The organism is Streptomyces sp. NPDC048337, from assembly GCF_043201175.1.
In the GTDB taxonomy this organism is placed as follows: Bacteria; Actinomycetota; Actinomycetes; order Streptomycetales; family Streptomycetaceae; genus Streptomyces.
Genome location: NZ_JBICYR010000002.1, coordinates 362989 through 386349 on the forward strand (window position 1 = coordinate 362989; position 23361 = coordinate 386349).

Sequence of the window (23361 nt, forward strand, 5' to 3'; positions counted from 1 at the left end):
GCCATGGAGGCACTGGCCGTTCGGCTGTCGGGACTGGATCCGTACGTCGACGGGGCGATGCGCATCGTCGCGTTCTACGACACGCTGATGCGCCGACGGGTGGACCTTGCGGCGCTGGCCCGGGCCTCGGCGGGCCTGGCCGAATGCGTGGCCGGGATCCGGCTCCACGGCACGGGGCGGGCCACCCGCGTCTCGCCCGACGGCAGGCAGGCCTCCGCCCCGCAGGCGCCCGCATCCACCACGGTGCCGATCACGCTCGACGAGGAGGAGATCGGCAGGGTCTGGCTGGAGCGTCCCGGCTCGCCGAATCCCCTCGACGAAGTACTCCTCGACCGGCTCGCCATCGCCGCCGCGGCCGTCGCCGAGCGGTACGGTCCGGCCCGCACGACCATGGCCGACCCCGCCCTCATCGAACTGGCGATCAGCTCCGAGAGCGACGACGCGGCCAGGGCCCGGGCGCTGCGGCTCCTGGGTTTCGCGGCCGAACTGCCCCTGCACGTCGTCGCCGTACGCTCGCCGGTCCCGCTCCCGCTCGACCGGATCGGCGGCCTGGTCTGTCCGGCCCGCCCGGTGAAGGCGGCGCCGCTCGCCGAGGTCGGCGTCATCCTGGCCACCACCGTGGACCCGGCCCGCTTCCCGGCCGGTGCGCGCGCGGGCATCGGCGCCGCCGACAGCCCCGACCGGTCCTGGCGGGAGGCGCGTACCGCCCTTCGTTTCACGACTGCGCGCGAACCCGTCCTGCGGCACGCCGATTTGGGCGCGCTGGCGCTGCTGGCCGAGGTGCCGCCCGACGCCGCGCGGGGGAACGCCGACGTGGCCGCCATCGCGCGCATCGCGGGCAACCCGGAGGATCTGGAGACGCTGGACGCCTACTGCGCCACCGGCTCCCTGCGCCGGGCGGCGGACCAACTGCACCTGCACCACAGCAGCATCGCCCGCCGCCTCGAACAGATCGCGAAGGCGCTGGACATCGAACTCACCGAGCCCACGGGACTGACCCGGGCCAGAATCGCACTCACCGCCTGGCGACTCCTGGACACCTGATGCCCCGCAGGTTCAGTGGGCCCCCGCCGCGACGAGCCGCCGGCCCAGCCCGCGCAGCTCCTCCGCGTCCAGCACGCGCCCCCCGAACCCCGGCAACGGCACGTGCAACCGTGCCGTCCAGCGGCCGGGGATGGCCCGCGCCCCGTACCGGGCCCCGGCCAGGGCGCCGGTCACCGCGCCCACCGTGTCGGTGTCCCCGCCCAGGTCCACGGCGGCCCGTACCGCCTCCGCGAATCCGGAGGTAGTCCGCAGCGCCCAGACCGCCGAGCCCAGGCAGGGCCATACCGCCCCGTTGAACTCGGTGGCCAGGTCGGGATGCCAGTCCGGGGCCAGCACGCGGCCGTACCGCTCACGGTGGTCCGGATGGACCGCGGCGAGCGTCGCGGGCAGGGCCGCCAGCGGATCGCCCCCGTCGAGGGCCACCCTCACCAGCTCGTGCAGCACGGCCGTGCCCTCCCAGGCCGCGCGGTCCCCGTGCGTGAGCGCCGCGATCCGCCGGGCGGCGTCCATGGTCGCTTCGCGCCCGGCGGAGGAGAAGTAGACCGCCGAGGTGGCCGCCCGCATCAGCGAACCGTTGCCCGCCGCCCGGGTGTTGAGCCGGAAGTGCAGGGCGGCGGCCAGGTTCCACGGCTCGCCGTTCGTCAGCACGTCCTCCGTCTGGAGGCCGATGTCCTTGGGCTGACCGGCCGCCCAGCGCTGGAACCGGTCGAAGACGTCCGGGAGTTCGAGCCCGCCCCGCTCCAGCAGAGACTCCCCGACCAGCACCGCCATCTGCGTGTCGTCCGTCGCCTCTCCCGGATCCCAGCCGCCGCCCGCCTCCCTCCATCTCCGCCCCCCGGGCGGTCAACTGCCCCCCGGCCCGAACTCGTAGGGCGCGCCCAGTGCGTCGCCCGCCGCCGAGCCGAGGACGGCGCCCGCGGCCCGGTCGAGACGGCCGGTGGTCATCGTGACTCCCGGGGCAGTACGGACGCCAGCAGGTCGGCGGTGAAACGGTCGAGGTCGTCCAGGCCCGCCGCGGCCAGGGTGGCCGGGGCGCCCGCCAGGAGGTGGGGGATCGCGCCGTGCAGGGCGAGGGTGAGGGCACGGGTCGGCTCCGGGCCGGCCGGCAGGCCCGCCGAGCGCAGCAGGTGCGCGTGCGCCGCGAAGTCCGACGCCGCGATCGGGTCCAGGAGGGAGGCCAGCCACGGCCGGCGCGTCGCCTCGGTCTGCAGCTCCAGATAGGCGAGGACGCGCGGCCGGCCGGGCCCGGCCACGTTCCGCAGCAGCTCCGCGAGGAACGCAGCCAGTTGCCGCGCGTCGGCGGGCCCGGGCACGGCTCCCGCAAGGGTGTCGGCGACCGCGCGGTACTGCTCCAGGCAGCGTTCGGCCACCGCCCGCAGGAGCGCGTCGCGGGTCGGGAAGTAGTTCTTGGCCGTGCCCGTCGGCACGTCGGCGGCCGCGTCGACGGCGCGGTGCGTCAGCCCGCGCCCGCCCGCCTCCGCCAGTACGGCGATGGCCGCGTCCCGCAGCCGGTCCCTCCGGTCCTGATTCACGTTGCCAGCTTAACCACATCCGTGGTACCACAGATGTAGTACCACGGATGTGGTGGTAGCGCGGCCGTGAGGGGTGGGTCATGCGGAGTCAGGGAGAAGCCGTCGTGGTCGGGGCGGGGGTCGGCGGGCTCGCCACCGCCATCGGGCTGCGCCGTGCGGGCTGGGCGGTGACGGTGCTCGAGCGCCGGGACGCGCTCGAACGGTACGGAACCGCCTTCGGGATCCACCCCACCGCCCAGGCCGCGCTCGACCGGCTCGGCCTCGGCGACGCGCTGCGGGCGCGGGCGGTCCCGTACCGCGACGCCCGGATCCGGCGCCCCGACGGCAGGGTGCTGGCCGCCCTCCCGCTCGAACGGATCGAGCGCAAGGCCGGCCGCCCCGAACTGCTCATCTCCCGGCCCTACTTGATCGACGCGCTGCTCGCCGAACTGGACCGGCTCGGCGGCGTGGAGATCGCGTACGGCCGGCGGCTCACCGACGCGGCCGGGATCCGGGCCGACCTCCGCGTCGGCGCCGACGGCATCAACAGCACGGTCCGCACCGCGTACTTCGGCCAGGGCAGCGGCCCGCGCCCCATCGGCACGGTCGCCTGGATCGGCATCGCCGGCTTCGAGACCGGGATGTACGGCGAGACCTGGGGCAGGGGCCGCTTCTTCGGGATGACCCCCGTCGAGCCCGGCCGCACCAACTGGTACGCCACCGTCCCCGAGGCCACCACGGCCCGAGAAGTGCGCGACGCCTTCGCCGGCTGGCACGACCCCATCCCGCGCGTCCTGGCCGAGACCGACCCCGCGACCTGGATCCGGTACGAGATGCGCCACCTCCACCCCGCGCTGCCCGCCTTCGTCGCCGACGGCCGGATCGCCCTCGTCGGCGACGCCGCGCACGCCATGACCCCCAACCTCGGCCAGGGGGCCTGCACCGCCCTGCTCGACGCGGAGGCGCTGACCCGCGCCGTCGCGGCCCGCGGCGCGGCCGGGCTGCCCGCCGCCCTGCACGCGTACGACGCCGAGCGGCGCCGCAGCGCCCAGCGCGTCGCCTTCGGCTCCCGGAGCCTGCACCGTTTCATGACCGTGCGCCGCCCCGGCCTGCGCGACGCCCTGGTCAGCCTGCTGCCCGGCTGAGCGGCCGCGCCACCGCCGCGCTGAACCGAGTGGCCGAGAGGCAGTGGCGCGCATGCGGAACGTGAGTACGCTGCTACACATGAAGGGTCACCCGCCGGGCCCGTTCTGGACGGGCCGGGCCTCCAACCGCGCGCAGTGGCTGCTCGCCGCGGCCGGCGCGGCCTGTCTCGCGCTCGGCATCGAACTCGCCGTCGACAACGCCTGGACCCACGGCATCGTCCCGCTGCTCATGTCCGTGATCGGCTGCCTCGCGGTGGGGCTGCTCATCCTCTACGGCACCCTCGCCTTCGTCCACGTCGCCGTCACCGTGGACTCCGAGGCCTTCGAGGTCCGCTGCGGCCACATCGGGCTGCCGCGCCGAAAGATCCGGCTCGCCGAGGTGGCGTCCGCCGAGTTCATCCCCCGGATCACCCCGCAGCAGTGGGGCGGCTGGGGCTACCGCTGGCGCCCCGAAAAGGGCACCGCGGTCATCGTCCGCCGCGGCGAGGGACTCGAACTGCGACTCGGCGACGGGAAGATCTTCACGGTGACCGTCGACGACGCGGAGAACGCCGTCCGGGTCATCCGCGTCCACCTCCGCGCCCTCGCCCGCTAGGGCCTTACCGGTCCTTGGTGCTGGGGGACGTACACTCCGCCAGATGAGCAGCAGTGTCACCCGCGCGGCCCGGAACGAGCCCTCGAAGCCCGCCGGCGGAGCCCAGGCCGACCAGGCCGAGCAGCCCACCGGCGCCCTCAAGCGGAAGGGCGCCGGAGTGGTCCGCACCCTCGCGGCCGCCCTCGCCGGGGTGCTGCTCTACATCGGCTTCCCGCCCCGCCCCCTGTGGTGGCTGGCCCCCCTCGCGCTCGCCCTGCTCGCCGGCTGCCTGCGCGGCCGTCGCGCCCGGGCCGGCTTCGGCCTCGGATTCCTCGCCGGCCTCGGATTCCTGCTGCCGCTGCTCGTCTGGACCGGCGAGGAGGTCGGCCCGGTGCCGTGGCTGGCGCTGGCCGCCGTCGAAGCCCTCTTCATCGGGCTCACCGGCCTCGGCATCGCCCTCGTCAGCCGCCTCCCCGCCTGGCCGCTGTTCGCCGCCGCCGTCTGGGTCGCGGGCGAGGCGCTGCGCGCCCGCGTCCCCTTCGGCGGCTTCCCCTGGGGCAAGCTCGCCTTCGGCCAGGCCGACGGCGTCTTCACCCCGCTCGCCGCCCTCGGCGGCACCCCGCTGCTCTCCTTCGCCGTCGCCCTGTGCGGATTCGGCCTCTACGAAGCCCTGCGCATCGCCCGCGCCCACCCGAGCCGCGCCACCGCCGCCCTGGCCGCCCTCACCGTCGCCGCCCCGATCGGCGCCGGCCTCGCCGCCCGGCCGCTCGTCTCCGACACCGCCGAGGACGGCACCGTCGTGGCCGCCGTCATCCAGGGCAACGTGCCCCGCCTCGGACTCGACTTCAACTCCCAGCGCCGCCAGGTCCTCGACAACCACGCCAAGCGCACCATCCAGCTCGCCGAGGACGTCAAGGCCGGCCGCGCCCCGAAGCCCGACTTCGTCGTCTGGCCGGAGAACTCCTCCGACCTCGACCCGTACTCCGAACCGGACGCCTACGCCGTCATCGACAAGGCCGTCAAGGCCATCGGCGTGCCCGTGGCCATCGGCGCCGTCGTGGCCCCGGAGACCGGCCCGCTGCGCAACACCATGATCCTGTGGGACCCGGTGGCCGGCCCCACCGCGACCTACGACAAGCGCAAGATCCAGCCCTTCGGCGAGCGCATCCCGATGCGTTCCTTCGTCCGGCTCTTCAGCTCCGACGTGGACCGCGTGCGCCGCGATTTCGGCCCCGGCAAGGACCCGGGCGTCTTCGACATGGCCGGCAGCGGCGTCGGCATGGTCACCTGCTTCGAGGCCGCCTTCGACGACGCCGTCCGCTCCACCGTCCGTGACGGTGCCCAGGTGATCGCCGTACCCAGCAACAACGCCACCTTCGGCCGGACGCAGATGACCTACCAGCAGCTGGCCATGGACCGGATCCGCGCCGTCGAGCACAGCCGGACCGTCCTCGTCCCCGTCACCAGCGGGGTCAGCGCGGTCATCCGGCCCGACGGCCGGATCGTGGAGCAGACGCGGATGTTCACCGCGGACGCGCTGGTCACCGAGATCCCGCTGCGCTCCACCGAGACCCCGGCCACCCGTCTCGGCCCGCTCCCGGAGTACGCGCTGCTGCTGCTCGCCGCCGGCGGCCTCGGCTGGATCCTCACCCGCCGGATTCGCGCCCGCCGGGCCGGCTGAGGCTCCGGACCCGTCACGCGGTCTCGTAGGGTCGGGGGATGACCACTCCCGAATTCATCCTCGACATCCGGGCCACCGCCGGGAACAGGCTGCTCCTGCTGCCCAGCGTGACGGCGGTCGTGTTCGACGACCGGGGCCGGGTGCTGCTCGGCCGCCGCACCGACAACGGCCAGTGGGCGCTGGTGGGCGGCATCGCCGAACCGGGGGAGCAGCCCGCGCTGACCGCCGTGCGCGAGGTGTACGAGGAGACGGCGGTGCGGTGCGTCCCCGAGCGCGTGATCCTCGTCCAGATGCTCAAGCCGATCACCTACCCGAACGGCGACGTCTGCCAGTTCCAGGACATCACCTTCCGCTGCCGGGCGACCGGCGGCGAGGCGCGGGTGAACGACAGCGAGTCGCTCGAGGTCGCCTGGTTCGCGGTGGACGCGCTGCCACCGCTGGAGCGGTTCGCCCTGCACCGCATCGACCTGGCCTTGCGTGACGAGCCCACCTGGTTCGAAGCCCCCGAGGAGACGGAGGGGCTGGAGGAGATGGCGGAGTAGAGCACTCCGCCGCGGCCCGTGCGCCGCCGGGCTGTCGGTCCTTCCTGTGGATTGCCTGTATGAGCCCTGTAAGGTTCCGCAGATCTGGCGGCGGTAATCGGACAGTCGTACGTTCAAGGGGCGGTCGAGGATGACAGTGCGCAGTTCAGTCGGGGAGCGCCGGCCGTCCGGCCGCACGGGCGCCGGATCCCCCGCCCCCCGCCTCGCGGTGCTCGACGGCATCCGGGTCCTCGCCGCGTTCGCCGTGCTCTTCTACCACTACGCGGTGCTCGCGAGCGCCTGGGGGAAACCGACGGCGGAGGTCTTCCCGACCGCCCACAGGTTCGCCGTCTACGGCTGGCTGGGGGTCGAGATATTCTTCCTGGTCAGCGGGTTCGTCATATGTATGAGCACCTGGGGGCGCAGCCTCGGTGACTTCGTGGTGTCCCGAGTCTCCCGGCTCTTCCCCGCCTACTGGGTGGCCGTGGTCTTCACCTCGCTCGTACTGTTCGCCTCGCCCGAGGTGCGGCAGATCAAGAAGTACACCGACGTCGTCGTGAACCTGTCGATGCTCCAGGGCGGCCTCGGGGTCCCGCACATCGACGACGCGTACTGGACCCTCTTCGTCGAGCTCAAGTTCTACGTGTTGTTCGCGGTCGTCGTCATGTGCGGTGTCACGTACCGCAACTGCGTCCTCTTCTGCGGGCTCTGGACCCTGGCCGGAGTGGTGGCCCCCACCGCCGACAGCGGCGTGCTGTCCTTCTTCGCGGTGCCCTCCTCGTCCCCGTACTTCATCGCCGGCATCGCCTTCTACCTGATGCGCCGTTTCCGGCCGAACGCCGTCCTGTGGGCCATCGTCGGCGTGCAGTTCCTCCTCGCGCAGAACTACGTGGGCCCCCGCATGATCTCCAACCTGGGCCGGAGCGTCGCCCAGCAGACGCCCTCCTGGCCCGCGCACGTGATCATCCTGCTCGGCTTCGCCGTCATGGCGGCCCTCGCGCTCGGCGCCCTCGACCGCATCCGCTGGCGCTGGCTCCCGCACGCCGGAGCGGTCACCTACCCGCTCTACCTGATCCACATGATGGCCGGGCTGACGATCATCCACCACTTCCGCGCCAAGGTGGCGCCCGTCCCGCTGGCCCTCGGCGTCACCGCCTGCATGGTGCTCCTCGCCTGGGTCATCCACCGGCTCGTGGAACGCCCGCTGGGCCGCGTACTGAAGGACAGCCTGCGCCGCGGGGTGCAGGACGTCCGGGTCGGCACCCCGAGCAGGCCCCCGCTCGACCGGCTCCCGGCGCAGCCCTCCGCGCCCGAGGCCGAGCGCGTACCCGCCGGCCGCTAGGTCGTCCCGTCCGTCAGTCGGCGACGGCCGCCTCGCGGTAGAGCTCCACCGCCTGGTCGCCCATCACCGCGCTGTACGAGACCTCCGGAACCGTCCCGCCGCCCTCGTAGCCGCCGAGCACCCCCGCCAGCGCGCCGCCGACCAGCCAGGGGCTGCCGCTGGTGCCGCCGCTGAGGTCCGGACAGTCGATCCGGCGCTGGGTCCCGGAGAACAGCGCGGTCGTGTTCGCGCAGCGCAGCGGGGCCTCCGTACTGCGCGGGTAGCCGATCACGGTCACCGTGGCGTCGGACGGCTGCTCCGCGGCCACCGGGAAGCCCCCCACGAGATCCTCGACCGCCCCGGTCCGACCGTCGTCCACCGGGGCCACCGTCGCGAAGGCGATGTCGGCGTCCGGATCCTCGCCGTCCCGCCAGGCGGGGGCCACGTACACACCGGTGAGCTTCCAGACGCCGTACGGGGCCTCGCCGTCCCGGTAGCCCGGTGCGAAGACCGTGGTGTCCGGGTTGCCCACGCAGTGCGCGGCGGTGGCGATCACGTCGCGGCCGTCGCTGTGCACCACGGCGGCGGTGCAGAAGTGCCCGCCGTCCAGCCCACCCGTGAACAGGGCGCCCACCCGGTCCGCCACGGCGTCTGGGAAGGCCTGCGCGGTGACGCCGAGCGGCGGCTCGGCCAGGGCGTCGGGCACGTCCACGCTGAGCAGCGCGGCCATGGCGGCCAGGGCCGGCAGGATCCGCGACGCCCGCCGGGCACGAGCGCGGGAGCGGCGGCCTATGCGGGGGTGGGTGCGGTGGATCATGAGGCGAGCCTGCCCGGCGAACCTATGTCCGGAGCCCGTAATTCCGTATGAATCCGCTGTGAATCCGATGGACCCGGTGTGAAGTCCGGACGCCGGCGTGGGTCTGCGCTACTGCGGGCCGCGCCGTTCGTAGACCGTCACCCGGCGGCCCCGGACCTGCCGGTCCTCCACCACCGTGAACCGCTCCCGCAGGACCGCCGCCTTCGCCTTGTCCCGCTCGGCCGAGGGCGGCTTCGCGACCTTCGCCGAGTCCGTCACCAGCAGCACCCGCCGCTGCGCGAGCAGCGCCGCCCGGATCCGCGCCGGGTCCGCCTCCTCGCCCTTGAGGGTCGCCGAGGCCACCGGGGTCTCGGCCAGCGCCACGTCCGCCAAGCCCGTGAAGGCGGCAGGGGAGACCAGCGCGGTGTCCCGCCGCGCGGCCGGCATGAACAGCACCGCGTCCCCGTCCCGCTTCAGCCGCGCCACCTCGCCGGCCACCGCCAGCACGTCGTCGACCCGGCTCGCCGGCGCCCGCTTGCCCAGCTCCACCGGCAGCAGCGCCAGCACCGCCACCCCGACCACACCCGGCACCAGCAGGCCCGACGCCCTCGGGAACCGCGGCGCGAGGGCCCGTACGCCGGCGCCCAGGGCCGCGCCGATCAGCAGGGCCAGACCCAGCATGGAGAACAGCACGTACCGGTCCAGGAACATCGGCTGCACGAGCGAGATCCCGATCAGCCCCAGCTGCGGAACCGCCAGCAGCGGCAGCCCGACCGCGGCCGCGGAGAGCCCGCGCCCCCTCGGGCGGTCCGCCCGCGCGCAGAGGCCGCCGATGGCGAGCAGGATCCCCGGCCCGATCAGCATGTGCCAGGTCAGCGGCGGTATCCAGGACACCTGGTCGGACTGGGTCCGGCTGAACAGGATCAGCGGCAGCGCCCCCGCCACCGCGCCCGCCCCGTACGCCGTCCACAGCAGCCACACCGGCCGCCCGGCCCGCGCCCACCACAGGGTCGCCGCGTGGGCGGGCAGGACCAGCAGCGACAGCCAGTTCAGCAGCGCGCACACCAGCACGGTGATCCCGTACGCCGTCCAGCGCGGCCACGCCCGCCGCCCGGGCCGGACCTCCCCGAGCAGGGACACCAGCAGCAGCGTCGACAGCCCCGCGCCCGCCGCGACCAGCGCGTACGGCCGGCCCTCCTGGAGGTGGAACTGCACCGCCGGCAGCAGTCCGAGGGCCAGGCCGCCGCCGAGCCCCGCCCGGAAGCCGGCCAGCCGCCGCCCGATCACCGCCACGCACGCCGCGGCGGCGGCCACCGCCAGCACGGACGGCAGCCGCAGCGTCGTGGTGCTCGCGCCGAACACCTCGAAGAGGCCGTGCATCAGCAGGTAGTACAGCCCGTGCACGGCGTCGACGTTCCCGAGCATGTGCCAGATCTCACCCGCCGAGCGCCCGGCCACCTGCCAGGTCGCCGCCTCGTCCCGCCACACGCTGTCCTGCCGGGAGAGCCCCCACAGGCCGAGCGCCAGGGTCCACAGGACCGGGAGCAGCCACACGGGAGGACGCCGCCGGGCGCCGGGTATGCCGTCGGATATGTCGGAAGTCATGAAGGCGCGCGGATCCTCGGTACGGGGCGTGGGCGGAAGGTACCAGTCTATGGACGACACGGACGGTTTCCGGACCGGCTGTTGTGCACCGCGGAGCGTGATCACCCGGCCCGCCCGCCCCTAGCCTCGCCGCAGGAGCACGAACGAGGGGCGGTACCCGGTGAACTGGCTCATCCACGACTACCGCGAGAGCGATCTCGCCGCGGTGGTGCATCTGATCGACACGACGGCCGAGCTCGGCCAGGAGTCCGTCTTCTCGCTCGCCGAGTGCATCAGCGCCCTGACCGACCGGCAGCCCTGCGTGGTCGCCGTCCACCAGGGCGTCCCGATCGGCGCGGCCCTCGCCTGCGTCACCGGTGAGCGGGCCTGGGTGATGCGCATCGCGATCGCCGCCGGCTGGCGCGGGCGCGGACTCGCCAGCGCCCTGCTCGTCGAGCTGGAGCGGCGGCTCATCGCCGCCCGCGTCGGGCGGATCGCCTACGTCCTGCCCGAGGAGGACCTCCTCGGCGAGGGCCTCCTCAACGCCGGCTACACGCGGCAGCCCGCCGTCGCCTACTTCGAGAAGACCGAGCCGCTGCACGGACCGGCGGCCGGGCTCCTCGCCGACCTCGGCGGCCGGTTCCTGCCCAATGACCTGTGGACCAAGGTCGCCGGCATGGAGAAGGAGAAGGACCTCATCGAGCGCCGCGTGGTGCTGCCGCTCGCCGAGCCCGAACGGGCCGCCGCCCACGGGGTGCGGCCCCCGCGCGCCATCACCCTCTTCGGCCCGCCCGGCACCGGCAAGACCACCTTCGCCCGCGCCATCGCCTCGCGCCTCGGCTGGCCCTTCGTGGAGCTGCTGCCCTCCCGCCTCGCCGACGAGGGCAACCTGGCGGCGGCCCTGCGCGACGCCTTCGCCCGGATCGCCGAGCTGGAGCGGGTGCTCGTCTTCATCGACGAGGTCGAGGAGATCGCGCCCGTACGCACCGAGCCCGCGCAGCCCGGCGGGATCCACGGCGTGACGAACGAGCTGCTCAAGCTGATACCCGGCTTCCGGGAGGGCGACGAGCGGCTGCTGGTCTGCGCGACCAACTCCATCCGCTCCCTCGACCCGGCCTTCCTGCGGCCCGGACGCTTCGACTACCTGATCCCGATCGGCACCCCGGACGCCGGGGCCCGCGCCGCGATCTGGTCCCGCTACACGGCGGGCCGCGCGGACGTGGACGTTCCGGCGCTGGTGGCGGCGACCGAGCTGTTCACGCCGGCCGACATCGAGCACGCGGCGCGGATCGCGGCGCAGGTGTCCTTCGAGCGGGACCTGGAGGCGGTGGGCGCGCGGGGCGCGGCGGCCGCGCAGCTCGGCGCGACCACGGAGGACTACCTGGCGGCGGCCCGGCAGTGCCGGCCGACGGTGACCCCGGCGATGACGGGCGAGTTCGAGGCGGACATCGCCGCCCACGCCCGGTTCTGAGCTCCGTTCCCCGGTTGCGGCGGGGGACGGGTGGCGAAAACGGCCCGCAGCCACTCCCCAAAGCGGCTGCGGGCCTCCCGCGCGGACTTGTGGTCCTCGCGGGACGGCCACGTTCCGCTGGGGTGTATCGCCGGTCGGAACGTGGCGCGCAAGGGTGCCGGAGGTCGTCCGGAGAGCCCTCTTCAACACAGAGCCGAGTCAACCAGGGGGCGTGGCGGCCGGGCTTCGGCCGGACGGCCATGGCCTCCCCGGCCGTAAGGACGGCCGTTCGGGACCCATCATCGGACCGATCGGCCGAGTCGGGCACCGTCCGGTCACGGGTTCTGTCATCTTCACGACGCCGCCCGGGCCGGACGACCCCGCTACCGGGAGCAGCGGTACGTGAAGTCCACCGCGGCGGTGCGCGGCCCGGGCGACAGCAGTTCGAGCTCGGCCTTCGCGGGGTAGGTCCCCGCGCCCTGGAAGGTCCACAGCAGGTGCAGCCGGGCCTCCCGCTGCCCGCTCGGCACCCGCTCCGTCAGCCGCGCCGACTGCGTGCCGTCGCTGCGGAGCCAGCGGTAGGTGAGGGTCCCCGGGCGCCCGTTGGTCCGTACGACGGCCACCACATCGGCCGCCGCGTCGCAGGCCGGTCCTTGCTGGTCGGTGGTCACGGCCACCTCGCGGACCTCCAGGGCGGGCCCGAACCGCTGCCACCCCAGGTACGCGAGGACCGCGGCCAGCACGACAGCGGCGAGCGCGTACCGCCGCAGGCCGGCGCCCCGCCGCCGCGGCGCGGGCGGGGCGGCGACGGACACGGGGAACGGCGGGGGCATAGCCGCCGTGACCCCGGGACCGAACCGGAGCACCGATCCCTCGACCCGGTCGGGGGCCGCGTCCACCGGTTGCGGGGGCCCGCTGAACCAGTGGCTGCCGAGGACGGTGGCGCTGTAGTCGTCATCGCTCGTGCTCATGCGGGAACGCACCTCCGCTTGGCCTGGATCGAGTGCGTGGCCGGACCGGCCTCGGCGGCCGGGCTGGTCGTGACCCGCACGCCCCAGTAGCAGCCGGCGCCGGAGAAGGTGTGCGCGTACGTGGCGCCGGGCTTGTACTCGTAGGTCTCGGTGCCGTCGGGAGCCGCGAACGGGTTGCCCGCGTCGCCGGTGAACCATTGGACGGTCACCTTCACCGTCCCGGTGCCGGTGGCCTTCACCGTGACCCCGGCCTGGCCGCTGTTCAGCGCCGTCTGGGTCAGGCTCACGCCGACGGCGTGCACGGTCACCTTCGGGGACGGCGGCACCGAGGTGGTCGGAGGCATCGTCGTCGGCATGGTGGGCGTCGGCTTCGGGGTCGGACTGGGGCTGTACGACGGGGAAGGGGACGGGGACGGGCTCGCGGACGCCGACGGGCTCGGAGTCGGGGACGGCGTGCCGGAAGCACTCGCGGACGGTGACGGGGTCGGTGATCCCGATCCCGGCGGGGCCGCGGTCGTCGTGGCGAACGCGCTGACCGCGGAGGCTCCGCCCGGGGTCCCGCCGATCGCGTCCGTCGTGAGCACCAGCACCGCCCCCAGGACCAGGGCCACGCCCGTCGCGAGCCAGCCGCGCCGGCCCGGGGCCCAGCCAGAGCCGCTGCTCAGCGTGGTCGTCGCGAGCGCTGTGGTGCCCTCCGCGGGCGGGCTCGCGGAGGGGAACAGCAGCGGCAGCAGCGCGGCGAGCGCCGCCAGCTTCCGCTGGCCGCGCTCCTCCCACCCGGGCCCGTACGCGGCGAGCGCCACCTGCTCCAGCTCCGCCACGAAGGCCTCGGCGTTCTCCGGCCGCTGCTCCGGCACCTTCGCCAGGCCCCGCCGGATCAGCGGGCGTACCGGCTCCGGGGCCTCGGTCTCCGGGACCGGCGCCTCGATGTGCTGGACGGCCAGTTCCGCGAAGTTCTCCCCGTCGTACGGCTTGCGCCCGGTGAGGCACTCGAAGAAGGTGGCCGTCGCCGCGTACACATCGGCCGCGGGCGAGGCCGGCCGGCCCTGCCACTGCTCGGGGGCCATGTAGGCGGGGGTCCCGGCCACGCCGGGCGTGGTGCCGCGGCCCGCCGCGATCCCGAAGTCCACCAGCTTCGACGAGCCGTCCGGCGCGACCAGTACGTTCTCCGGCTTGTAGTCCCGGTGGACGACGCCCGCCCGGTGCGCCGCCGCCAGCCCCAGCAGGGAGCCCTTCAGCACCACCAGCGCGGCCTCGGCGTCCGCCCGCCCGGCCCGCTTCAGCAGCGCGCGCAGGGAGATGCCGTCGACCAGCTCCATCACGATGGCCGCGCCGCCGGGCGCCTCCACGTACTCGTACAGCCCCACCACGTACGGGGACCGGAGCCCGCCCAGCAGGCGGGCCTCGGCCCGGAACTCCCGTACGAAGGCGGGGTCCTCGCGCATCCGGTCGCTGAGGTACTTCACCGCGACCGCCGTGCCCGTACCGTCGTGGACGGCGAGCACCACGCGGCCGCTGCCGCCCGAGCCGAGCTCGCGGATCTCCGTGTAACCGGGGACCGCCCACGCGTCCGTCATCGTCCCGCCCCCCTGCCTGCCGTGGCGCCACTGCGTCCCTGGGGACGTGGTTTCCGCCACGGCCGGTTCCCAACCGTGCGGGGTGACCCGGCGGGTGGTTCAGGCCGCGGCCGACACCGCGCCGATCATGGCGTGCAGCCGGTCGGCCGCCGCCCGTCCGAAGTCAGGGTCGTTGATGTGGGTGTCGTAGTCGTAGAGCCGAGCGGCACTGCCCCGCAAGCCCTCGCGCAGTGCGGAGAACAGGGCCAGGTCGGCGTCGGGGTCATGGTAGGGCCCGCCCGGCGCGCCGAGCGTGGACAGTCCGCGCAGTGGGATGCAGACGGCCGTCGGACCGGTCGCCGTACGGAGTTTGGCGGCGACCCGGCGGCCTAGTTCAGCGCACTCGGCCTCGGTCGTGCGGATCACCGTGATGGACGGGTTGTGGACGCGGACCCGCCGGTAGCGGGCCTGTTCGGGCAGGGTCTCCAGCGGGCCGAACTTGACCATGTCCAGCGCCCCCAGGCTCACCACCTGCGGGATCCCGGCCCGGCCCGCCGCGGTGAGCCGGTCGGGGCCCGCGGTGAGCTTGCCCCCGCACAGGTCGTCGGCGAGCTCGCTGAGCGTGAGGTCGAGGACCCCGGCGAAGATGCCCTGGCCGGCCAGGGTCTCCAGGGTGCGTCCGCCGGTGCCGCTGACGTGGAAGACCAGCACCTCGTAGCCGAGCTCGGTCAGGCGTTCGCGGGCCGCGTCCACGCCGATCGTGGTCACGCCCGCCATGCTCGCCGCGATCAGCGGGCGGCCGCCCGCGCCCAGCCGGGCCGGGCGGCGCAGCTCCAGCGAGGAGCGGGCGAAGGCCTTGGCCATCCCGGCGATCGCCTCCACCGCGTTGGCCAGGACGGGTGCGGAGATGCTGTTGATCCCCGCGATGTCCACGACGCTGTACATCATCGTGATGTCCGAGGACCCGACGTACGGGGCCACGTCCCCGGACGCCATGGACGAGACCATCAGTTTTGGTACGCCCAGCGGCAGGGCGCGCATCGCCCGGGTGGCGATGGAGGTGCCGCCGCTGCCGCCGATCGCGAGCACCCCGTCCAGCCTGCCCTCGGCGTGCAGGCGTAAGAGGGTCGCCTCCGCGCCCCGGGCCATCGTGGTCACGGCCGCGCCCCGGTCGGCGGCCGCGCGCAGTTCCGACAGTTCCGTTCCCGCCGCCCGGGCCACCGCGTCACGCGGCACGTCGGCGGGCACCCGGGGTTCGCCCATTATTCCCGTGTCGACCAGTACCACCTCGACGCCGGCGCGCAGCAGCCTCTCGCGCAGCCAGCCGTACTCCACACCCTTGGTGTCCAGGGTTCCCACCAGCACGACGTTCGTCATATGTGCAATGTCCACGCAGGTGGGGATTGTTGGCAAGTAAAGGTCGAGTCAACCCTTCAGTAACCCCAACAACCGCTCCAGAAAGGGCATTTGAGAGGGCATCAGCTTTGTTTCGGCCATCGCGGGTGCGAACCAGGCCACCTGGTCCAGCTCGGGGAACTCGCGCACGGTCCCGGAGTGCGGCGGCCACTCCATGGTGAAGGTCCCCGGCACCATCAGCCCGGGATCGAGGTCCGCCTCCACCGCCCAGATGGTCACCAGCTTCCCGCTGCTGAGCCGCACCTCGCCGAGCGACAGGTACTCGCCCTCCGGCGGCGGCAGCCCGAGCTCCTCCGTGAACTCCCGGCGCGCCGCGTCCCGCGGGGTCTCGTCCGGTGCGTACTCGCCCTTCGGGATGGCCCAGCCACCCGCGTCCCGCCCGGCCCACAGGGGGCCGCCCATGTGCCCGAGCAGGACCTCGACCCCGCCGTCGGACCCCCGGCCGGTCCGGCGGAACAGGAGCAGACCGGCACTGCGCTTGTTCGTCATGCGTCCATGTATGCCCCGAACGGAGGCGGGTCAGCGATCACCGGGGCGGAGGCCTGTGGTCAGTGGTCGTGCGGGCCCTCGCGGTGGACCGGACCGTGCGCGTCCGCGCAGTGCGGGTCCGCCGGATCCTCGCCCGGTCGGCCGACCGTGAGCAGGGAGTCCTGTACGTGGTCCACCTGGAGGGTGGTGTGCGTGATCCCGTACTCCTTGGCCAACAGCCCCTCCAGGTCCCGCCGCACCGCGTGGCAGTCACCCGCCGGCTCCACCAGCACGTGCGCCGAGAGCGCCGCCTGCCCGGAGGTGATGGTCCAGATGTGCAGGTCGTGCACCTCGGTGACCGGCGGGTGACCGACGAGCCGGTCGCCCACCGCGTCCGGGTCCACATGGGCCGGGGCGGCCTCCAGGAAGATCCGGCCCGACTCGCGCACCAGCCCGTACCCCGCCCTGACCATCAGCACCACCACCACGAGGGTGGCGATCGAGTCGGCCTGCCGGAATCCGGTCGTGAGCACGATCAGACCGGCGACGGCCGTCCCGATGAAGGCGAACAGGTCGTTCAGGATGTGCTGGTAGGCGCCCTCGACGGCCAGCGAGGACCGGTTCGCCTTCGAGATGCACCAGGCCGCGGCCACGTTGACGACGATGCCCGCGAGGGCCGTCACCAGGACCAGCCCGCCCTCCACCGGCGGCGGATCGATCAGTCGCCGCACCGCCTCGTACGCAAGCCAGACCGCCAGAAGCAGCAAGGTGAGACCGTTGGCCTGGGCGGAGAGTATCTCCGCCCGCTTGAGGCCGTACGTGAACCCGCCGCGCGCCGGGCGGGCGGCCAGCCGCATCGCGATCAGCGCGAGGACGATCGAGACGGCGTCGGTCAGCATGTGGGCGGCGTCGGAGATCAGGGCCAGCGAGTGGGCCACGACGCCGACGACCACCTCGACCGCCATGAACGCGCCGATCAGGCCGAGGGCGATCGCCAGCCAGCGCCGGTCGGCGTCGGCGGCCACGCCGTGGCTGTGACCGCCGTGGCCATGGCCGTGACCGCCGTGGTCGTGGCCGTCGTGCGCGTGGTCGTGCCCGCTCATGGCATCCCCCGTTTGTTCGGTTCCGACGCGTGAAGTGAAGCGCACCTCGCCGCGATCGGCAAAGGCTGCAACGGGGACCGTTGTCATTCCCTATAAGCGCGGCCTGACCTGCGGTTATGCCGGTCCGATCGGATCGTGGGAAAATCTGTGCATGGTCCAGCGCCCCGGTGTGCCGACCGCGCCCGAACTCGTCCTGGAGACCGCCGGGGGCTCCACCGAGATGAGCCCGGGCCGGAGCTACCACGTCGGCCGGGACCCCCACTGCGAGATCTGTCTGGACGACCCCCGCGTCTCCTGGCACCACGCGGTCCTGCGCCCCGACGGCGACCACTGGACCGTCGAGGACGAAGGCAGCACCAACGGCACCTGGGCCGACGGCCACCGCATCCGGGCCTGGAGCGTCGGCGCCGGCAGCGAACTGCGCTTCGGCAGCGTCGAGGACGGACCGCGCGCCGTCCTCCTCGACCGTGAGCCGCCCCGCGCCGCCTCGTCGCGGCCCTCGGGGGTCTGGAAGCCCTCCCTCACCGGCACCTTCCGGCAGCCGAGCAGCGTCCGCCCGCTGGCCGCCCGTACCACCGTGCGCATCGGCCGCGCCCCGGAGAACGACCTCGTCATCGACGAGCTCATCGTCTCCCGCCGGCACGCCGAACTGCGCGCCCTCGCAGACGGCACGTACGAGATCGCCGACCTCGGCAGCCACAACGGCACCTACCTCAACGGCGCCCGCGTCGACCGGACCGCCCGCGTCACCGAGGGCGACATCGTCGGCATCGGCCACTGCGCCTTCTGCCTCATCGGGGACCAGCTCCAGGAATACGTGGACACCGGCTCGGTCTCGCTCGACGTCCAGGACCTCACCGTCGCCGTCGACCGCGGCCGCAAGATCCTCATGGACGGGGTTTCCTTCCCCGTCGGCGCCAACTGCCTGCTCGCCGTCGTCGGCCCCAGCGGCGCCGGCAAGTCCACCCTGCTCGGCGCGCTCACCGGCCTGCGCCCCGCCGACCGCGGCACCGTCCTCTACGACGGCCGCGACCTCTACCGCGACTACGCCGAACTGCGCAGCCGCATCGGCCTCGTGCCCCAGGACGACATCCTGCACGCCCAGCTCACCGTCCGCCGCGCCCTCGCCTACGCCGCCGAACTGCGCTTCCCGCAGGACACCGCCAAGGCCGAACGGGAGGCCCGGGTCGACGAGGTGATCCGCGAACTCGGCCTCGTCCAACGGGCCGGCCAGCCCATCCACAGCCTCTCCGGCGGCCAGCGCAAACGGGTCTCCGTCGCCCTCGAACTGCTCACCAAGCCGTCCCTGCTCTTCCTCGACGAACCCACCTCCGGCCTCGACCCCGGCATGGACCGCTCCGTCATGCACATGCTGCGCGGCCTCGCCGACGACGGCCGCACCGTCATCGTGGTCACCCACAGCGTGCTCAGCCTCGACGTCTGCGACCGACTGCTCTTCCTCGCCCCCGGCGGGCGCGTCGCCTACTACGGACCGCCCGACGAGGCCCTCGACTTCTTCGGCTTCGACGAGTGGCCGGAGGCCTTCGAGGCGTTCGAGACCCAGCAGGAGCGCGACTGGGCGGGGGCCTACCGCGCATCGCCGGCCCACCGCCGCTACGTCGACGTCACCGGCCGGCTGCCCCGCGTCACCGCCGAACCCGACCGGGTGGTCGGAGCCGTGGTCAAGCCGCCGCCCAAGGCCCAGAGCTGGGGCTCCCAACTCTCCACCCTGATCAGGCGGTACGCCGCCGTGCTGAGTACCGACCGGACGTTCCTGGTCATCATGGTCGTGCTGCCGTTCGTCATGGGAGCCATGGCGCGCGCACTGGCCGGCAGCTCCCTCACCCCCGAGACGGCGCTCAACGCCCTGTTCATCCTGTGCAACGGCGGTGTGCTGACCGGCGCCGCCAACGCGGTGCGCGAACTCGTCAAGGAACGCGTCATCTACCAGCGCGAACGCGCCGTCGGCCTGTCCAGATCCGCCTACCTGATGTCCAAGGTGGTGGTGCTGGGCGCGGTCACGGTCGTCCAGGCCGTGGTCCTCACCCTGGTCGGCCTCGCCGGAGTGAAGCTCAACGCCCCGGGCGGCAAGGGCGTCCTCATGCCCCCGCTGATCGAGATCACCCTCGTCGTCGCCCTGCTGTCCTTCACCGCGATGATGCTCGGCCTGCTGATCTCCGCCCTGGTCCGCAAGGAGGAGGTCACCATGCCGCTGCTGGTCCTCCTCGTCATGGTGAACATCGTCTTCTGCGGCACCCTGCTGAAGCTCAATGGTGTCCTCGTCATCGAGCAACTGGCCTGGTTCGTGCCGTCCCGCTGGGCCATGGGAGCCATGGCCGGCACCATCGACCTGGGCGCCATCGTGCCCGGCAAGCTCACCCAGGACCCGCTGTTCGACCACGAGACCGGTGTGTGGCTGTCCAACGTCGCCAAACTGGTGGCCCTGGCCGTGCTCTACGGCGTGCTGGTGGCCCGGCTGCTGCGCCGATACGAGCCGGCCGTCATGCGGAAGCAGCCGAAGCGATGAGCTTCCCCGACGGGGTCGCCGACTTCCACCCCACCCACATCGTCCCGCAGGAGGGCATGTCCGCCTGGGAGGCCCCCGACGTGACCCGGCCGACCGCACCCCTGGACCCCTTCCTCCCCGTCCAACTGCTGTCCCGGAGCGGGGAATGGGGGGAGATCCTGTGCGCCAACGGGTGGTCCGCCTGGGTGGACCAGCGGCTCCTGGTCGTCGTGCCGCAGCCGCCGCCCACCACCGGCGGGCCGGCGCCCACCCGCGCCGAGGACCCGCGGCCGCACCTCGACCGGACCGCCGCAGCCCTGGAGCGCTACCGGCAGGCCGTGGGCGACCTCGCCGCGCGGCGGGTCGACAGCGAGGGGTTCGTGCGCTCCCTGCGGGACCTGCGGGCCGGGATCGTCATCGACGGGGAGTCCGTCTGGGTCTACGACGAATCGGTGGGACGGTGGATGTACGGGGACGGGACCCGCCTGGCGACCTACGCGGTCGCCGCGGGACCGGGGGCCCCGCACCCGCCGGCGCCGCCGCCGACGCGGGCCAGTGCGGACGGGACGGTCGACGTACGAGGAAATCCGCCACCACCCCCGGCCGACCCGGTCGCGGCCCAGCTTGACGTGGAGCCCGAACGGGGGGCGGGGGAGGAGACGCACGAACCGACGCGGATCGTGGACTCGCCGGGGAGCGCGGGCGGGGACGGGTGAGGGACTCGGGCGTCAGCGGCCGGCGGGACCTTCGCCGCGGCCGGGGCGGGCCAGGAGGGCGCCCAGGAAACCGGCCACCGCACCCCAGAGGAGGGCCAGGCCGACCGTACGCCACAGCACGGGCGTGAGCCGCACCGCGCCGCCGAGGCTCTCCACATCGCCGATGCCCAGCAGGGACAGCCCGAACTGGGCCTGGCACCGTGCCAGCAGGCAGACCGTCAGGGTCGCCAGCGCCAGGGCCACGCCCAGGTGCAGCGCGTGCTGCCAGGGGCGGACGTGGGCGGGGGAGCGTACCGCGGTCAGGACGCCCGCGCCGAGCAGCAGGACGGCGGCCACGGCCACCAGCCACCACGCCCGGGAGTCCTGCCGCGCGAGCGAGGCCACGTCGACCGTGGACAGGTCGGACCCGCGCAGGGCATCGTCCAGCAGTTGCGGAATCGGCAGCCCGAAGGGGCCCTCGACCCGGCCCTCCCAGGCGCCGCCGAAACCGAGGGTGAGCGCGAGCCAGGCGAGGTTCGGCAGTCCCAGCAGGAGCATCGCCAGGGTGCGGGCGCCGTGGCCCTGGGTCGCGGCGACCACCAGGCCGACGCCGAGGCCGAGGACGACGTACGCGAGGAGCAGCAGGGTCGTGGCGAAGGCCGCCGGGCGCACGGCCGCGTGGAAGCGGACCAGCCCGGCGGGAAGCGGTGCGCGGCGGGAGACCAGCAGGGAGACGAGCAACAGGCCCAGGATCCACAGCAGTCCGAAGAGCAGGGTGGCCGGAAGATCGGCCCGGAAGCCCACCGTCGGCCCGGAGTCGAGGAGTTCGCCGATCTGCCCGAGGAGGGAGTCGTCGGTGAGGAGGCCGAAGCTCTGGCGGGCCAGGAGCGCGGCCCCGGTCAGCGCCAGCAGCCAGAGCAGGACCAACGGGGCCGCGCGGGACAGCAGTTCGCGCGGCCGGGCGACCGCGCGGTTGTGCAGCGGGCGCAGGAAGCAGTAACCGGCGGTGAGGGCGCCGGCCAGACTCACCGAGAGCGGGAGAACGGACAGGCTCGCGTCCGCCTCGGCCAGGAAGCCGGCGTCGCCGGACAGCTCGACCGAGCCGCCCGCCGCCATCACGACGACGGCCGCGACCACGTGCGGGAAGGCGCCGCCGGGCAGATCGCCCGCTCCGGCGAACGCCAGTCCGGCGGCGGCGACCGCGGTCATGACCGCGAACGCGGCAACGACCGCGACGAGGGCGTCCCGCCATGCCTTGGGCGTTGGGATCACCCGTTCAGCGTAGGCAGGCTCGGGTTGCGGCCACCACTCGGACGGCGCACACAATGTTCCGCAAGGGGACTTTCTGCGCCTGGAAGAAGAGCCCATGAGCACTCAACCAGACCGCCCGCGGCCCCAGCCGCCGTCGTCGGAGCGCCCCACGGGGCCGCCCTCGGGTCCGCTCTCGGGCGGACGGCAGGGCCCTCCGGTACCGCCACCACCGTCCGCGCCGCCGGGTGCTCCCGGCGGACCCGGCGGAAAGGGCGGCGGTCCGTGGTGGCGATCCGTACCCCGGCTCGCCACCGCGCTCGTCGCGGTGGCCGCGGCCGTGGCCCTGGCCGTGGTGCTGACCCGTCCCAGCGGCACGGACAAGGCCGGTGGCGAGGTGTTCCTCCAGCCGGTGGCCGCCTCCGGCCCTGACCCGTTCACCGAGTCCTCGGCCGCCGAGCAGGCCAAGCCGCTGCCCGAGAGCCCGGCGCCGTCCGCCACCAAGGGCGGCACCGTGCCGCCGACCGCGACCGCCGCCGCCCCGACGGGCACCCGGAGCGTCAGCGGATCCTCGCCGGGCGTCTACGCGGGCCAGAAGAACGTCCCCGCCTGCGATGTCGAGAAGCAGATCAGGTCGCTGTCCGCGCAGCCCGCCAAGAACGCCGCCTTCGCCCAGGCCCTCGGCATCCAGCCGGCCTCCGTCCCGAGCTACCTCCGCTCGCTCACCCCGGTGCAGCTGCGGATGGACACCCGGGTCACGAACCACGGCTACCAGAACGGCCGGCTCACGGCCTATCAGGCCGTGCTCCAGGCCGGGACGGCCGTGCTCGTGGACGACCGGGGCGTGCCGCGGGTGCGCTGCGCCTGCGGGAACCCGCTGGGGCCGCCGGTGGCGCTCAGGGCCAACCCCAAGCGCTACGGGCAGACGTGGAACTCCTACCAGCCGTCGCGGGTGGTGGTCATCGCCCCGTCGGTGACGATCATCAACAAGTTCGTGATCTACGACTACCACAACCGGCACTGGTACGAGCGCCCGCGCGGTGACCACCGCGTCAGGAACGACAGGCCTGTTCCGCCGCCGGTGTTCCCGACGCCGACGTTCAACCCGACCTTGCCGACGGTGACTCCGACCGCCACGGAGACGCGGATCCCGCGTGGGAAGACTCCCACCGCGACCCCGACGGCGACCACGAAGGCGACCGCGACTCCGACGGCGACTCCGACCACGACGCCGACGGCGACCCCGACCGCAACCCCGACCGCGACTCCGACCGCAACCCCGACTGCGACGCCGACTGCGACGCCGACTGCGACGCCGACCGAGACTCCCACCGCGACGCCGACGCCCACGCCGACCCCGACGACCGAGACCCCGACTCCAACCCCGACGCCGACGACTGAGACCCCGACCCCGAGTCCGCGCGAAAAGATCCTGCCGGACAAGGAGACCCCGACTCCGACTCTGGCCGAAAAGACCCCGCCGACGGTGCGGACCCCGGAGCCCTCGCAGCCGTCACCGCCCGCGCCACCCCCGCCGGTGAAGCAGACCGAGGCGCCCCCGCCCCCGCCCCCGCCCCCGCCCCCGCCCCCGCCTCCGCCTCCGCCTCCGCCTCCGCCCCCGCCTCAGCCGTCGCCGACCCCTCCGCCCCCGCCCCCACCGCCTCCGCCGCCGTCACCGCCCGCTCCGCCCGGTGGTGACTCCGACACCGTGATCCAGTAGGCGGACCGACCACGGCCCCTCTCTCCCCGCACGGGGGAGAGAGGGGCCGTG

19 protein-coding genes and 1 pseudogene are annotated in these 23361 nt (G+C 73.9%); 10 read left to right on the forward strand and 10 right to left on the reverse strand.

Translation table 11 applies throughout. The features are described from left to right. Window positions 1–3: 3 nt before the first annotated feature. The gene (locus tag ACGFYU_RS04725; RefSeq protein WP_393825778.1) at window positions 4–1044 is read left to right on the forward strand and encodes a helix-turn-helix domain-containing protein; all 1041 of its coding nucleotides are present in this window, start codon (window positions 4–6) and stop codon (window positions 1042–1044) included. A 12-nt stretch (window positions 1045–1056) separates the two neighbouring features. On the opposite strand, the pseudogene ACGFYU_RS04730 reads toward ACGFYU_RS04725, so the two are convergent. Then, window positions 1057–1989 (reverse strand): annotated as a pseudogene (locus tag ACGFYU_RS04730) (ADP-ribosylglycohydrolase family protein). Beyond that, window positions 1986–2576, reverse strand: coding sequence for a TetR/AcrR family transcriptional regulator (locus tag ACGFYU_RS04735; RefSeq protein ID WP_393825779.1), 591 nt, complete (start codon window positions 2574–2576; stop codon window positions 1986–1988). Before ACGFYU_RS04735 ends, ACGFYU_RS04730 begins: the two are co-directional and overlap by 4 nt. Window positions 2577–2656: 80 nt before the next feature. Here ACGFYU_RS04735 and ACGFYU_RS04740 point away from each other — a divergent pair, with 80 nt between their 5' ends. The 5 genes from ACGFYU_RS04740 (at window position 2657) to ACGFYU_RS04760 (ending at window position 7818) form a co-directional block, all read left to right on the forward strand. Continuing rightward, window positions 2657–3700: an FAD-dependent oxidoreductase gene (locus ACGFYU_RS04740; RefSeq protein ID WP_393825780.1), complete on the forward strand. Its 1044-nt coding sequence runs from the start codon at window positions 2657–2659 to the stop codon at window positions 3698–3700. 79 nt (window positions 3701–3779) lie between these two features. After that, window positions 3780–4295, forward strand: a complete 516-nt coding sequence (locus tag ACGFYU_RS04745) for a hypothetical protein (RefSeq protein WP_393825781.1) — start codon at window positions 3780–3782, stop codon at window positions 4293–4295. A gap of 43 nt (window positions 4296–4338) precedes the next feature. Then, window positions 4339–5955, forward strand: coding sequence for an apolipoprotein N-acyltransferase (gene lnt, locus ACGFYU_RS04750; protein WP_393825782.1), 1617 nt, complete (start codon window positions 4339–4341; stop codon window positions 5953–5955). 38 nt (window positions 5956–5993) lie between these two features. Beyond that, complete coding sequence (locus tag ACGFYU_RS04755) at window positions 5994–6497, forward strand: NUDIX domain-containing protein (RefSeq protein WP_393825783.1); 504 nt, start codon at window positions 5994–5996, stop codon at window positions 6495–6497. Window positions 6498–6627: 130 nt separating this feature from the next. Beyond that, on the forward strand, window positions 6628–7818 hold the full coding sequence (locus tag ACGFYU_RS04760; protein ID WP_393825784.1) for an acyltransferase family protein: 1191 nt from the start codon (window positions 6628–6630) through the stop codon (window positions 7816–7818). 13 nt (window positions 7819–7831) lie between these two features. On the opposite strand, the gene ACGFYU_RS04765 is transcribed toward ACGFYU_RS04760, so the two are convergent. Both ACGFYU_RS04765 and ACGFYU_RS04770 read right to left on the reverse strand, forming a co-directional pair. After that, window positions 7832–8614, reverse strand: coding sequence for a trypsin-like serine peptidase (locus ACGFYU_RS04765; RefSeq protein ID WP_393825785.1), 783 nt, complete (start codon window positions 8612–8614; stop codon window positions 7832–7834). Window positions 8615–8722: 108 nt separating this feature from the next. Then, the gene (locus ACGFYU_RS04770) at window positions 8723–10198 is read right to left on the reverse strand and encodes a hypothetical protein (protein ID WP_393825786.1); all 1476 of its coding nucleotides are present in this window, start codon (window positions 10196–10198) and stop codon (window positions 8723–8725) included. 160 nt (window positions 10199–10358) lie between these two features. Here ACGFYU_RS04770 and ACGFYU_RS04775 point away from each other — a divergent pair, with 160 nt between their 5' ends. Continuing rightward, window positions 10359–11648 (forward strand): ATP-binding protein, encoded by a 1290-nt coding sequence (locus ACGFYU_RS04775; protein ID WP_393825787.1) that lies wholly within the window; start codon window positions 10359–10361, stop codon window positions 11646–11648. 362 nt (window positions 11649–12010) lie between these two features. Here the strand turns inward: ACGFYU_RS04775 and ACGFYU_RS04780 are convergent, their stop codons facing one another. From ACGFYU_RS04780 to ACGFYU_RS04800, 5 genes are all read right to left on the reverse strand, one after another. Then, window positions 12011–12598, reverse strand: coding sequence for a hypothetical protein (locus ACGFYU_RS04780; RefSeq protein WP_393825788.1), 588 nt, complete (start codon window positions 12596–12598; stop codon window positions 12011–12013). Beyond that, on the reverse strand, window positions 12595–14175 hold the full coding sequence (locus ACGFYU_RS04785) for a serine/threonine-protein kinase (protein ID WP_393825789.1): 1581 nt from the start codon (window positions 14173–14175) through the stop codon (window positions 12595–12597). The genes ACGFYU_RS04780 and ACGFYU_RS04785 overlap by 4 nt, the downstream gene beginning before the upstream one ends. A gap of 99 nt (window positions 14176–14274) precedes the next feature. After that, complete coding sequence (locus tag ACGFYU_RS04790; RefSeq protein WP_393825790.1) at window positions 14275–15531, reverse strand: Tm-1-like ATP-binding domain-containing protein; 1257 nt, start codon at window positions 15529–15531, stop codon at window positions 14275–14277. 48 nt (window positions 15532–15579) lie between these two features. After that, window positions 15580–16059, reverse strand: a complete 480-nt coding sequence (locus ACGFYU_RS04795; RefSeq protein WP_393825791.1) for an NUDIX domain-containing protein — start codon at window positions 16057–16059, stop codon at window positions 15580–15582. Between the two features lie 59 nt (window positions 16060–16118). Beyond that, entirely contained in the window at window positions 16119–17141 is a 1023-nt protein-coding gene (locus ACGFYU_RS04800) for a cation diffusion facilitator family transporter (protein WP_393825792.1), read from the reverse strand. 151 nt (window positions 17142–17292) lie between these two features. Here ACGFYU_RS04800 and ACGFYU_RS04805 point away from each other — a divergent pair, with 151 nt between their 5' ends. Beyond that, window positions 17293–19668 carry an FHA domain-containing protein gene (locus tag ACGFYU_RS04805; RefSeq protein WP_393825793.1) on the forward strand — a complete coding sequence of 792 codons (2376 nt, stop codon included), beginning with the start codon at window positions 17293–17295 and terminating at the stop codon, window positions 19666–19668. After that, window positions 19665–20363 carry a hypothetical protein gene (locus ACGFYU_RS04810; RefSeq protein ID WP_393825794.1) on the forward strand — a complete coding sequence of 233 codons (699 nt, stop codon included), beginning with the start codon at window positions 19665–19667 and terminating at the stop codon, window positions 20361–20363. The genes ACGFYU_RS04805 and ACGFYU_RS04810 overlap by 4 nt, the downstream gene beginning before the upstream one ends. A gap of 12 nt (window positions 20364–20375) precedes the next feature. Here ACGFYU_RS04810 and ACGFYU_RS04815 read toward each other — a convergent pair whose 3' ends face one another. Further along, the gene (locus tag ACGFYU_RS04815) at window positions 20376–21614 is read right to left on the reverse strand and encodes a streptophobe family protein (protein ID WP_393825795.1); all 1239 of its coding nucleotides are present in this window, start codon (window positions 21612–21614) and stop codon (window positions 20376–20378) included. A gap of 94 nt (window positions 21615–21708) precedes the next feature. Between ACGFYU_RS04815 and ACGFYU_RS04820 the strand changes: the two genes are divergently transcribed. Beyond that, window positions 21709–23310, forward strand: coding sequence for a DUF6777 domain-containing protein (locus ACGFYU_RS04820; RefSeq protein ID WP_393825796.1), 1602 nt, complete (start codon window positions 21709–21711; stop codon window positions 23308–23310). Window positions 23311–23361: the final 51 nt, after the last annotated feature.